Source organism: Burkholderia sp. LK4, from assembly GCF_001043615.1.
In the GTDB taxonomy this organism is placed as follows: Bacteria; Pseudomonadota; Gammaproteobacteria; order Burkholderiales; family Burkholderiaceae; genus Burkholderia; species Burkholderia cepacia.
Genome location: NZ_LDUL01000007.1, coordinates 69,128 through 81,836, shown reverse-complemented (window position 1 = coordinate 81,836; position 12,709 = coordinate 69,128). Strand labels below are relative to the sequence as shown.

General features: G+C 60.4%; 10 protein-coding genes and 1 pseudogene. 2 read left to right on the top strand and 9 right to left on the bottom strand.

From position 1 onward, the window contains the following. Positions 1 to 143 precede the first annotated feature (143 nt). A complete protein-coding gene (locus VK92_RS02925; protein ID WP_048022747.1) occupies positions 144 to 1,682 on the top strand; it encodes an IS3 family transposase in 1,539 nt (512 codons plus the stop codon). 269 nt (positions 1,683 to 1,951) lie between these two features. Here VK92_RS02925 and VK92_RS02920 read toward each other — a convergent pair whose 3' ends face one another. The 8 genes from VK92_RS02920 to VK92_RS02885 form a co-directional block, all read right to left on the bottom strand. Then, complete coding sequence (locus VK92_RS02920; RefSeq protein WP_331457514.1) at positions 1,952 to 2,485, bottom strand: hypothetical protein; 534 nt, start codon at positions 2,483 to 2,485, stop codon at positions 1,952 to 1,954. A 256-nt stretch (positions 2,486 to 2,741) separates the two neighbouring features. Then, entirely contained in the window at positions 2,742 to 3,185 is a 444-nt protein-coding gene (locus tag VK92_RS02915; protein WP_131723291.1) for a hypothetical protein, read from the bottom strand. Continuing rightward, positions 3,163 to 4,368, bottom strand: coding sequence for a Shedu immune nuclease family protein (locus tag VK92_RS02910; protein WP_048022742.1), 1,206 nt, complete (start codon positions 4,366 to 4,368; stop codon positions 3,163 to 3,165). The genes VK92_RS02915 and VK92_RS02910 overlap by 23 nt, the downstream gene beginning before the upstream one ends. Before the next feature lie 411 nt (positions 4,369 to 4,779). After that, complete coding sequence (locus tag VK92_RS02905) at positions 4,780 to 5,526, bottom strand: HNH endonuclease (protein WP_131723292.1); 747 nt, start codon at positions 5,524 to 5,526, stop codon at positions 4,780 to 4,782. 61 nt (positions 5,527 to 5,587) lie between these two features. Beyond that, positions 5,588 to 7,870, bottom strand: a complete 2,283-nt coding sequence (locus VK92_RS02900) for a phage integrase family protein (protein WP_419761809.1) — start codon at positions 7,868 to 7,870, stop codon at positions 5,588 to 5,590. Positions 7,871 to 7,883: 13 nt separating this feature from the next. Further along, positions 7,884 to 8,678, bottom strand: coding sequence for a hypothetical protein (locus VK92_RS02895; RefSeq protein WP_131723293.1), 795 nt, complete (start codon positions 8,676 to 8,678; stop codon positions 7,884 to 7,886). 155 nt (positions 8,679 to 8,833) lie between these two features. Beyond that, positions 8,834 to 10,003 (bottom strand): PIN domain-containing protein, encoded by a 1,170-nt coding sequence (locus tag VK92_RS02890; RefSeq protein ID WP_048022737.1) that lies wholly within the window; start codon positions 10,001 to 10,003, stop codon positions 8,834 to 8,836. An 86-nt stretch (positions 10,004 to 10,089) separates the two neighbouring features. Beyond that, positions 10,090 to 10,857, bottom strand: a complete 768-nt coding sequence (locus VK92_RS02885; protein ID WP_048022736.1) for a hypothetical protein — start codon at positions 10,855 to 10,857, stop codon at positions 10,090 to 10,092. A gap of 360 nt (positions 10,858 to 11,217) precedes the next feature. On the opposite strand from VK92_RS02885, the gene VK92_RS02880 reads away from it, so the two are divergent. After that, positions 11,218 to 12,072, top strand: coding sequence for a hypothetical protein (locus VK92_RS02880; RefSeq protein WP_048022735.1), 855 nt, complete (start codon positions 11,218 to 11,220; stop codon positions 12,070 to 12,072). Between the two features lie 220 nt (positions 12,073 to 12,292). Here VK92_RS02880 and VK92_RS43455 read toward each other — a convergent pair. Further along, a pseudogene (locus VK92_RS43455) lies at positions 12,293 to 12,597 on the bottom strand (OsmC family protein); the annotation flags it as partial. Positions 12,598 to 12,709: the final 112 nt, after the last annotated feature.

The following is a 12,709-nucleotide window of genomic DNA, read 5'->3' as shown; positions in this document are numbered from 1 at the left end:
TTACGCTGCGCTTAGTGTCCAAAGTATTATTCTGGACTACATTTTACATAATCACAGTTATCGGTGGTTTTTGTTGTAGCGGCTAAGTTGTAATGTCCGCTTCGGGGGTGCGGCGGAATTCTTGGACTATCAGGAGCTAGTCCATGTACTCATACGAAGAACGCATCCGAGCAGTCAAGCTCTACTTGAAGCTTGGAAAGCGCCTTACCGCGACCGTTCGTCAACTAGGCTATCCGACAACGAAATCGCTCGAACGCTGGTATCAGATGTACGAGCGATGTCTGGACTTGCCGAAGGAACGTATCTGCCTGAGGCCGCGCTATTCGACAGAACAAAAAAAGGCGGCCACAGACCACTATATGACCCATGACCAGTGTCTGGCAGCAACGACAAAGGCTTTGGGGTATCCGGGACGCGGAACGCTCGTCGCCTGGCTCGACGAGCTGCATCCTGAGCGAAAGAAATGCGTTCTTGGGAAGGCGTCGGGTATTCGGTATGCACCAGAGCTCAGGCAGACAGCGGTCATCGATCTATGCACTCGACGAGAAAGCGCAGAGGAAATTGCTAAAAAGATTGGCGTGAGCCGCCCAACGCTGTACAACTGGAGAAATCGGTTACTCGATCAGGAGGCCGTTTCAGCCATGGCACGCCGCAACGATCCGCCGCAAACCCCGGAGAAAGCGACGCTGGAGCAGCAGATCGAATCACTCCGACGAGACATTCGAAAGCTCCAGATCGAACACGACATTCTGAAGAAGGCCAATGAAATAATAAAAAAAGGCCTGGGCGTCGACCCGCAACTCCTGACGAATCGGGAGAAGACGGCGCTGGTTGATGCCCTGAAACAGACTTACACGCTGCCGGAGCTCTTTGCTGAACTGGGGCTCGCCCGTAGCTCCTACTTCTATCACCGGGCACGGATACAAGCTGCCGACAAGTATGCCGGTGTACGCCTTGCCATCGCAGATATCTTTGAACTGAATCACCGCTGCTACGGATATCGCCGAGTGCGCGCGGCACTTGGCAGGCAGAAAGTCTTCATCTCGGAGAAGGTCGTGCGGCGCTTGATGAAGCAGGAACAGCTAAGCGCAGCCACAACGAGGCGACGTCGATACGGCTCTTACGCAGGAGAAATCGGTCCGGCTCCAGAGAACCTTATCAACCGGGACTTCCGCGCCGCAGCACCGAATGAAAAGTGGCTCACAGACATCACTGAGTTCCAGATTCCGGCCGGTAAAGTCTATCTGTCACCGGTCATCGATTGCTTCGATGGACTGGTGATCAGTTGGTCGATCGGTACGCGACCAGACGCCGAGCTTGTGAATACGATGCTCGATGCCGCCATCGAAGCAATCGGTAGCAGCAACAGTCGGCCTGTGGTTCATTCAGATCGCGGTGCGCATTATCGCTGGCCAGGCTGGCTTGCCCGGATACGTGAGGCTAGGTTGATTCGCTCAATGTCGCGCAAGGGCTGCTCGCCCGACAACGCGGCGTGCGAAGGCTTCTTTGGAAGGCTGAAAACGGAACTGTTTTACTCTCGAGACTGGCGGACCGTCAGCACCGACCAGTTCATTGAGGTCGTTGACTCGTACATTCGCTGGTACAACGAGAAACGGATCAAGATCTCGCTTGGCGCACGCAGTCCGATTGAGTACCGGGAGAGTCTCGGGCTGAAAACATAACCCAGTCCAAGAATTCCGCCGCACCCCGCTTCCGCTAAATAAAAATGTCGTGTTTTGAGCGTGGCGAACTAAATTCTGGAAGATTTGGGAACTAAATTATGGAAAATCGCCTTTTGCAGCCACGTCTACAATTTAGTTCCCGCTGCATCGAAGTCAAGCAGTTCGGGCAACGCTAGGTATTGTGTCTAGTGTCTAAGCGGTGGGTGCCGTCCGCTCGCGAGCGCGATGCAGCCCGCGGCTGTCACGTGCCGTGCCGGCTGCCCCTACGCTCAGGAGCGCGTGATTGCAAAGAGGCGTTCAAGGGTCTCGTCCAGACTTCCTAGCCACTCGAACGCGCCTTTCGAAAGTACCCGCTGATTTGGCCGTTCCGCTTTCACGCCCTGTGCATTGCCACGCGTATGGCGCGCTAGCACGTAACCGGCCAGGTCCGGCAGTGGTTGGCCCGGTTCCGCGCCGAACCACCGGTACTCCTTGATCTCTAGATCTTCCGTGACGCCCAGCCAAACCACACACCCGCTCGGTGCGTGTGCTAACCGCTGGTTGATGATCACCTGACCTCGCGACCCGTCCACCAACGACACCTTGAACTGTACGTGTCGCATCACGCTACCGCAGCACATGACGAGGTCATAGCCGCTCGAATCGAATTCCGCACGCAGGATTTCGATGTTCAGGACGCCGAGCTGCCAGAGCCGCCGCATGGCCTCGCCGACGAAGATGTGCTCGACAATCCGCTCCCGCAAGACAGAATATTCCGCATGTCTCGCCCGGGCATCGACCATCGCTCTTGATTCAGCTGTCACGCTCGCCCCGCTTTGTCTTTGATGGTGTTATATCGGACCTGTTGCTTGCTGCGCCGCGTGGCGTTCAACGAGCGTCTGGTGGTACCACTGGCCAAACGCTGCTGAGCGCAGGACATCGAGCTCTAGGGTGTACGCGTTCTCGCAGTACGGGGCATCGCCCCAACCTTTAGTAGCTAGGTTTTATGCGGTCTGTGGGCCTTCTTCATCTGCCGGACGCGTTGGAGGCTGTGCTGCTGGATCCACGACCCCCAGCGGATCAACGCTCGAGGCGATCGGAGCTAGGCGCACACAGGATTGCTTGGCATGCGTTCACGAAGCGCTCGGTTGCGTTGCCGAAGTGCGGGTCGTAGTTTTGCCTCTCGTTTCGCGTGCGAATCATGTGTTTCAAGAAGAAGGCTCGCTCACCCATGCGCGACTGGCGAATGGTCGACGCGAAGTCGAGTGCGGTGGCGTTCTTCATCGCGAACTCTTCGGTTGCGCCCCATCCGCTCTGCTTGACGATTTGCTTCACCACCTCGAGCAGTGACACGCTGGCCGCCCCTGCACCACGCCTTTCGTCTGGCTGAAGCTCGGCCACGATGGCCGGGTGGAGGATATTCAGATCCTCGTCCCCATGGCCACCGGTCTTCACCCTCCCCCGATATTCTTGGATCCATTCTAGTGTCGATGGACCGTGGTCAACTTCCATTTTCCGTGCCATGTGGCGACGTCTCGGCAGATGTACGCTCGGCCTCGGACCGAACGATGAAGCTGCATCTTTCAAACAATTCATCAAACGTCAGTATGTCAATCGAAGAAATGCTGTTGCGGTAAAGCTCGAACGATCTGAGTTGATCTTTGTTCACACCGTGTTCGGTGTCGAATTCACCGAGAGAACCGATAACGATGAAGGCTCTGGGTTTAAAGTTGAACACCTCTTCGCCTGTGGGGTCGCCGTGTGTGTCGGTCGGTCGGATATATTCGCTCAGGCTCCTCATCGCGGAGACAACGGTAGTTTGCACTTGCGCGACCGCGCCTGACAGTTCCTTCGATGGAGCCCAACACCCTGGGCGGTACTGTGTTGACTCGAGCAGTTTTGTCGTGTGTGTCTTGATCTCGACGAAACAGAGCGAGCTGATAATGCCTTTCGTCTTCATCAAGCCGTCGGCTCGCTTTCCGCGATTGATCAAGTCGTTTCCTTCAACGACTTGCTCCAGCTTTCTATTGTCGAACCCTGTGACGAAGAAGTAGCTAAGGCCATAGCCGAATATCCATCGATTCCGTTCAAAGTATGCTTGCCATAGTGCTTCATCTCCCTTTACGCCTTTAGCCGCCTTTACTTGATCGAAGTAGGCTGGCTCGCGTAGTAACCTCGAAAACGTGGAAACTTGCCGTTTGCGATAGCCGAGAGCAACCACATCTTCTTTTGTGATCTCCAGCCGGATCACCTCTGAGAAAATGTCTTGGTTTTCATGAACTAGGCTGGCAGCTTGTTCTTTCGATAGGACAAGTCGCCTCAATTCAGTGTCAGTGATGTTGACTTTGTCCTGCGAGGCAAACTCGACGGATGCGATATTCTCGAAGAAGGCGAGCAGTTTCGGAATTTCTTCGCCAACAAATGAGAAATGAGTTTTATGTGGCGTGCCTGTCTGCCCATTGAAGGCCTGAATTGTGAGGACGCGCAAGTCTCTTGTAGACTCCAGAAACTTTGCGACGATCTCAGTACGCCCTTTTTCGGTGCGTCGGAGCACGACTTCCTTTTTCACTATTGCATAGTGAAGTCCGTCTGAGTCAATTACTTTTGAGGCGATCCGAACTGCCTCATGTGCGTCTATATAAATCCTCGGACTAATGTAGGTTTTGTCCGGTAACTTGTTATAATGAATTTGCTCTTCGTCGTCCATCGCGCCCCCCAGAGCTTCATTGCGGAAAATCCGATCTGCGCGGCTAACAACGGAAAAGCAACAAAAAGTGCCTGCTGCTGCACCGGGCAGTTTCCGACATTATTGTACTTACAGTGGACTTCTTCCAGTAAAACGAGATCGAGTGGGCGTCCGTACTCCAGTGAAGCCATTCAACGTCGCATACTACGCCGAAGATGAACGCGCCAGCTGCGGCTCGCAATGCATTTTTTGTCCATTCAAGCTCGGGTCCCCACAAGCCGCGGCCGCCCGCGCTTTAGTGACATTGACACCAGTCTTCGGGATGTCGCGCTCACTGACGACTTTGGTGCGCGGCCCGCAACTCCATGGGTCTTCCCGAATTTCCTGCTCGCGATCCATGCAGCCTCCACAAAGTTGCCAGTTCGTTTTGATCTACGGTGAGAGATCGTCGGCCCGCCATTCCGCATATTGAGCGATCCACGTTGGGTCGTCGCTGGTGGCGACGAACACGCTGCGCGCGAACTGACCACGCCAGTGCCGAGTACGGTGCTCCACCCCACCGAAGAACGTCATCTGCCACCAGGTCGTGGCTATATTGGCGCGGTCGTAAATACCGCGGTAGGCAAAAACGCCCTCCCCAAAGCTGCCCTCGACCCGGGCTAGGGGATCGTGGCTCGCGAGGAGTTGTTCAAATAGTTGCAGGCCGCCAGTCGAAAATAGCGCCGCTCTTACTGGCGCATGCGGCACGAGTTGCGCCTGCCAGTGGTGCCATGCGAGTCCAAGCGCGATGTAACACGCGAGCTCGCTTAGCTTCATAGTATCGAACGGCAGCGCTACGCTTTCGTACCAGCGCCCGTCCGAGCTCCTGACCCAACGCATCTGTTGACCTACCGCGAGCTGGCGCCGCAACGCCTCATTTTTGGCTAGCCGCGGACCAACCTGCTCAGTGATGGCCGTGGCCGCACTCGGAAGCAGGCTGCCCATCGGTAACACTGCCAGCACGTAGTGCTCGAGCTTTGACTTGGCGTTGTTACAGGCCACGCACGCCGGCACCTTGCGGAGGCTGTCGCGCGCGGTGCCAGGACAGAACTCAAGCGCGATGACGTGATCGCCCGTGCTCGACACTCGGTCCCGCCCGCAATACACGCAGGTCTTGTCGCGATACTTCTTGCTTGCCATCGGTCCTCCAGACGCATTGTGGGTAACACGACCGGCGCGTCCTCGCCAGTCGCTCATAACATCACCAGCGCCAGCGCTCGCCTGCCACCTCTGCCCACGCCTCGCTCTCGGACACACAGCGGTGTCGTTCGGCCGTGAGCGCGATCGCGACAAGCAGGTCGTCGACCAGCCTGTCGAACGCGTTCTCGTTATAGAACGGCACCTGCAGGACGGTCATCCCGTCGCGGGTCGGCGTGCGCGCCACGTTGGCCAGCACCTCGCGCTCGACGTGCTCGAGCACCCGCGCCCGACCGCGGCCACCAGCGCGTTTCGGCTCGATACGCACCGTCATGTGCACCTCGACGAGCTGCGCCGCCGGCGTCACGGTCGTGGCGCCTGTTGCCGTGGCCGGTGTCGATGTCGCGGGCGTGGTCGCTGTGACTTGCAGATTTGCGCAATCCAGTGCCGCGTTGAAAAACGTTTCGACTGACTGGAACTGGCGCGTCGCGTCCGCCTTTGTGTAACGCGTCGTGGTACCTAGGCTCGCGTGGCCGAGCAGCTCCTGCATGTCGCGGATGTCTGTGCCGGCGTCCAGGCCATGGTTCGCGAAGGTGTGGCGCAGCCAGTGTGCGCTCGCGCGGCGCATGTCGGCAGCCGCGTTCGGATACGTGTCCACTAGCTCGTCGGCGGCCCGCGCAAAAATCCCTTTGAACAAGCGGCCGACCACGTCCGCATGGAGTGCCTGGCCAGTCACCAGATGGGAGATCAGCGGCGTGTCTTCCGGCGCCGTCTCAAGCGTAAGCGGCTCGGCGCGCATGCGCAGTTGCGCGCGCAGCGCATCAATGAGCCGATGGGGCATCGGCACGGTGCGCGCGCGGCGGCCCTTGCCCTGCACGCGCAGGCTCCATGCGTCGTCGAGCGCCCCATTGAGCACGCTGCGCGTGAGCGCCCCGGTGGTGGCCGCGGCGAGCTCGGCACGGCGCAGCCCGGTCGCGTACGCGAACAGCAGTAGGAATGCATCGCGCGTAGTCGTTGCGGCATACGCCGCCTGCTCGCGCGAAACGTCAAAGGCGGACACGGGCCGTAAAACAGTCTGCAGCACGAACTGCCACTGCGCGTGCGTAAGCGTGCGGCCGGTTGCGTCGAGCGCGACGGAGGGCGCCGCCGGCAGGCCGGCGAACGGATTCACGCGCAGATACTGCTGGCTGACCAGCCACCTGCCCATCGCGTTGAGGATCCGCCGCGCGGTGTCGCGGCTGCGCTCGGACAGCGGCCCGACGAACGGTCGCCACGCCGGGTCGAAGCGCTCGACGCGGCCGCGACCGATCCAGCGCGCGGCGGGTTGCGGGTCGAGCACGAACACATCCAGATATTCAGCGCAGTCCATCGTGTTCAGGGAGGACAGCGGTTTGCCTTTGACGACGATTGCCCATAGAAGCAGTCGCTCAGCTTCCCGCCGGTACGCGCGACGGGTCGCCTCGCTGCGTGCGCCGCGAATCGCGATCCACGCGTGGACCGCCTGCAGGTCGGTGCCCAGTTCGGCCTGGTGCGCGGGCACGGGCGCACGGTTCAGGCCGGCCGACCCGTCGAGTCCGGCCGGCACGCGCAGCGCCTCGAGCGGCACGACGCCGGCGCCCGGCACCGGCTGCAGAGCCGGGTGACCGACAGCCAACTGCCGGCGCGGCGTGACCGCCAGCGGCGACAGGTCGCCTAGCGTGTCCGGATGCTGCGAGATGAATTCGGTGATGCGCTGCGCGCCGATCGCGCCGAGGCGCGGCACCGCGCGGTACCAACGCAAGCGCCGCGCGCGGATCAGCGCGAGCAGCTCGGCAAAAGTGGCAACACGGGCGGCCGCGAGCCGCGCGACCAGCCGCGCGTCGAACCAGCCGTCAAGTGTGTGGTCCAGCTGCGGCGTCTCGACGAGGCTCGCCTCCATGCGTGCAAGCGCCGCGTCCTGCCGGTCGCGCAGACGCCGATTCCGCACAACCTTGCGATCGAGCGCTGGCGGATAAGTCTGGACGTATAGCGCGACGAGCTCGCGCTCGCTGTAGAACGCGTCCGGATCCATAGTGAGCCGGAACGCCTCGAGCGTCGGCACTTCCTGATCGGCGGCGGTGCCGGTGTGCGCGTCGCGAGGCAAGCTGCCCGGCTTCAGACGCAGTAGGTGCACTGCATCGATGTCGCGTGCGCGTCGAGCCGCGATCGTCAGCGTGTCACGCAGCGCCGAGAGCGCGTGGCGGGTGACACGTACGTCGGTGCCGGGTAGGCCGTAGTGCGCGTGCAGTACCAACTCGTCGAGCCCTTCCAGATACGCGCGGTACAGCGCGAAATGGTTGGGTGTCAGGCGCAGCAGCACCCGCGACATATCCGTGCGCATATCAGGAACTTACCGAGGACGGGACGGCAAACGGCTTCATGACTACTTCCGGACATTCGCGTTGCAAACGCGTCTTCAGGTCGGGAATCAGATCGATTTTTCCCTGCAACTCCACATAACGGCTCTTGAGTTTGTCGAACTCGCGCTTCAGACGAACAAAGGCGTCGGTCGCCAGAGCCGATGCCGGCACGTTAATTGCACCCCGGACCTGGTGGGCCAGTTCGCCGGCGAGCAGCCCATAGAGGATCGCGCGTTGACATTCCAGCCAATACCCGTCGTCCACGTCCATCCATTCTTCGTTGGAGGCCGCATTGGTCCACGCTGCACTCTCAGCAAGTACGGTCGGTAGCTCAAGGCATTGCGAGAGGATGTCGATCGGTACCACCGACCAGTCCTTGACGGCCGACAGGTCGAAAGCCAAAGGCTCCCATTTACGCTCCTCGTCCGGCTCATCTCCATGCTGCCGCGCGTACCAGTTATTGATTCGGACTTCACATTGGTCGTAGTAGCGAACGGCCTGGCGCGCGAACCCCTCGAGCATGAGCGCCGCTTCGATTTGTGCGGGCGCGCGCTGCTCAGCGAGCTTTGCTAGCTCGTGTGCGCGCTGTTCGGCGAGCTTCGCCTGCTCGTGACGCCGCGTGAGACGGTGGTTCAACAGCGTCGCACCAGCAGTAATCAACGCACCGCACAGTGTGCCGATGATGGTGAACCAGGCGGGGGCAGACCAGCTCACTGGTGATTGTGCCGTGACGGCTGCAACTTGGGATGCTGCGATTGCTACGTCAGATGCCACCATTTGGAACCTCTTTTTGGGTTAGCGACTCGGTGGATGGCCATCGCCCGGATCGTCGACAACCCGATCCGCTATCTACGCCAGCGCGTTGTGTGCGAACGCGGGCGCCGCGCGCAGGTTCGACTCGGCACGCCGTGCTGGAGATATCGGAGTCATTGTCAAAACATCTCATGCCGTCGCCCCCTGTTGTCGGGCGGTTCCGTCCAATCGGGATCGATCTTGCCCAGCTGAACCTGAAACGTCGTTGGTAAAAACTCGACGTCGCGAAAGGCGAACCGGTCAGACTTCTTGTCATCGAGCGTGATCAGTGCCTCACACGGGATCTCTTCGTTCAGAAAAATCGTCTTCTCGCCAATGGGAATAGCCGCCTCACCGGCGCCAGTTCCGGCTCTAAACGTCACGAAAATTGCGATCTCTGCCATCAACTTGCCTTTGACGCGTACCACTACTTTGCCGTCACGGTGATCAACCGCCTCGACCTCATCGGGAACGCCGTTCGTCGTGCGCCAGCTGAAGCCCTGAAGGTGCGTGACATAGTTCCATCCGAACTCGTAAGTGGATTCAACTTCGAGGAACATGCCGATTTGGTTAAGGAAGCCCGGCGCAGCTTCGAACAATGCGTCTACCAGCTCGTCGTCCGTGCCGTCGGCGATCGACTCGGCGAGGCGCCGCGCGGCAAATTGCGCGCTGTCGTCCTGGAACGCGCTCAGAGCGTCGCTTAGACTTTGCGTCCAAATCAACCGAGGGTGATCTGCACAGAATCGCTGCCAGTCGAGATCGGCCGACACGACCAACACCGCCGTGTCATGCTCGTCTGCCCAATGCTCCAACGTCAACAACGCTGCCGCATCGGGGAACTCATGCTTTTTCTTGGTCGCGTCGGCAAACGGCGCTCTCGCTTCGAAGTACCGGTTAAACAAGGAGCGCACGTCGACTCGAGCCCCGACGTCGAGCACCTCGGCCCGAGTTCGCGTTAACCACGCGGCCATTCTCGCTTCAGCGGCGATCGCAGGCTCAACCGCCTGGTCGACGGCCGCCTGCAACTGCGCTAGCTGATCGGGAGCCAGCAACTGCGTCCTCACCGCCATGCGCACCGCACGCGCGAGTGTCGACCGCGCCTTGGCGGCGTCGCGCGCCAGATGGGCCAGCACTTCGCGCTGGACCACATCCGGCATCAGCACCTGGACCCGGCCACGGCGATGGAACTGCTCGACACGCCGCAGCAAACCGGCTTCGAGATTCAGATGCTGCGCGTCGAACGTCGAGGTATCGAGTGCGATCGCGCCAAGCTGGTTTGTGGCAATCAGCGAGACGGTCCGGGGATCCATGTCGGGCTCCTGGCAAGACAGTGCGGGTCGGCACTACATGCCGATGTCTAGGTGGATTGGCAGCCGTGTGCTCTTGAAAACGGCCCTCATCCGGCGGCCGGTGGGTTCGGTGCGGCTGGTGCCGGCGCTGCGTCCGCCCGCGGAAACGATGCCAACAGATGATCGAAGAACGGGGGCAGCAGCCCGCACAGCCCGATGTGCTGCTCCATGTGAATGCGATAACCGCCTAGCTTCGCTTCCTCGAAATGCCCGCCGATGTGGAACCGGCCGGGATGCTCGAGCGCGGCCCGGCTCGCGATTGGAAACTGGCCGCAATGGCTGAACGGATGGAAGAACTTTTGCGCGCGTTGCAGGACCGTCACGCCCTCCGCGTTGACGCCCAGCGTGCCGGCGTTCCAGGCCAGCTGACGCAACGCATGCTGTCCCTGCACCCGGCTGTCGCCCTTCATGAATTTCTCCCAGTAGCGCGCTTGCACCGGCCGCTTGCCCTTCGGCTGTTCGATCACCAACAGGTCGTCGGTCGAACACAGGAGCGCCATCGCGAGCCCTTCCAAGGCCTGCCGCATCACGTTACCCGACGGCAGCAACTTGCCGGCCGTGAGCAGCTTGGTCGACACGATCAGGTCGTCGATCACGCCGAACGCGAGCGCAATCATCACGTTGGTGCGCGGCAGGTTCACGCGTTCCCCCGCTTCGAGGACCGGTTGCAGGTGCCGGAAACCGTCGGCCAGCGCCGCGGCCAGCTCCTTCAGTTCGGGCTCGAGCGCGCGGGCGAACGCGTCGCGCACGCCCTGGTCGGCATCGAGCAGTTCCTGCAGCACGGCTTGCGGGTCAGTCAGGTCATCGGCGGCCATGGGCCAGTCGCTCCAGGGTGGTGGCGGTGTATGGGACGTGACGGAAATCGTAGCGCGGCGAACGGCGCGCGCTGGCCGTCGCGGACGGCCGGGTTCGGTACGAGGGTCCGCCCTGCCCTGCGGCGCCCCGTCGGGCGGGGGGCAGGACAGAGTGTCGTGCAGAACTGGGAATCTGACAAGCAAAAGTGACATATCTGATAAGCATAGTTATCAGATGTTTCATTTTTCCCTCTCCACAATATTCCGCGATGCCGCCCTTGAAGTCGGCCTGCCTGCCTCCACGTCGTCTGGCGCCCGACACGCGGCTTCGGCCCGGCCGCCGGCGCTCATCGCGTATCAATTCCGCTGGAGACCACTCGAATGCCCGATGTCAATCTGCAACCCCTCGTCGACCAGGCGTGGGCGACCCTGCATCCCCTGCTCACGACTGTGCTTTCCGGCACGCTGATCGCCACCTTGGCGTCCACCGGATTGGTCGCGTGGATCACCGCCAAGGCGAAAGGCCGCGTCGATGCGCACTACGCGCAGACATTGGAAAGACTGAAGGCCGCTCTCAAGGGCGACGCCGATACGAAGCTCGAGGCGCTGAAATCGCAGTTGAAGAGCGAAGGCGACACGAAACTCGAGATCCTGAAATCGGAACTGAAGAGCGAATCAGATAGCCGCATCGAATCGCACAAAGCTGATCTGAAGCGCAGCGGCGACACTGAAATGGAAAAACTGCGTGCTCAGCTCGCGGCGGCCAATGCGGAGCGCAATACGCTGTTGGCTGCACTTGCCCAGAGGCGGTTCGACGCAATCGCCGCGGTCCACGCGCCGTTACTCAAATTTCATCGAGCCCTGAAGGAAGTTACTAGCGGATTTCGCCCGGTCGGAGCCAATGAAGAAGCGATGCTGGACGAACTGGTACGCACGTCCAACGCGTTCGACGAGGTCTTCGTAGAAAGGCAGATCTTCTTGACCGAGGCGACTGCAGACATGCTCGAAGACATTCGGCAAAAGCTGATAGCGAATGGTGTGCGATTTCAGCACGCGGTGATGTTGAACGTGAATGCACCTGACCGCCCCGTACGCTGGATGGAGATCGAGGCAACGGTCAGAGGCCCGCTTGGCCGGGCGATACGCGAACTCCAGCACGAACTGCGCGCGCTGATGGGCGACAAACCACCGATCACCGACTCGGCAGCACCCGCGGCCGATTCGTCCACCGACTAATTGATGCCCGCTGCTCCCGAAATCCCTTCGGCGGCTTGCTTGTCGGCGGTGAGCGTTGGAGACCTACCGCCCGCCGGGACGAGTGCACTTCGTTCGGTGACCGGTGTTCTTAATAGGGACACGAAAAAGCCCGCTCGACGCGGGTTTTTTCCACGGCAGAGAGATTGGTCGCCGCAGCCTCTAGTCGCGAGCGGCCGGCACGTCTATCGGGCCTGCCAAATCAGTCCTGCGAGTTCGCCAAAGTGTGCCGTAGTTCACCTTCAATGGTTTGCGGCAACCTCAATAGATTGAAGATTGGGCACGCCGCTTCGACTGTCTGATGCAGCGCGCGGATCGTATCCGACGATTCCGGCGATGCGATATTCAGTGTATAGCTGAGTTGTGCGGTAACACCGGCACGTGCTCGAAGCCGGGCTGCTGCGCGAGCGGATGTTGCTCGCCAGTCACCTCGACTTCGATCGAGTCGAGCTTCACCCCGCGCTCTGCAGCCTGGATCAGCGTGATGTGGGTTAGGCAGCTACCCAGGTTGCGAGCCAAGCGTCGCGCTTCTGGGAAAGATAGTCGTTGAGCGTAGTCATGGTCGGGTTGTCGATGTCTCTGTCAGTTAGGCGACACACGCGACATCAGTCGCACGTGC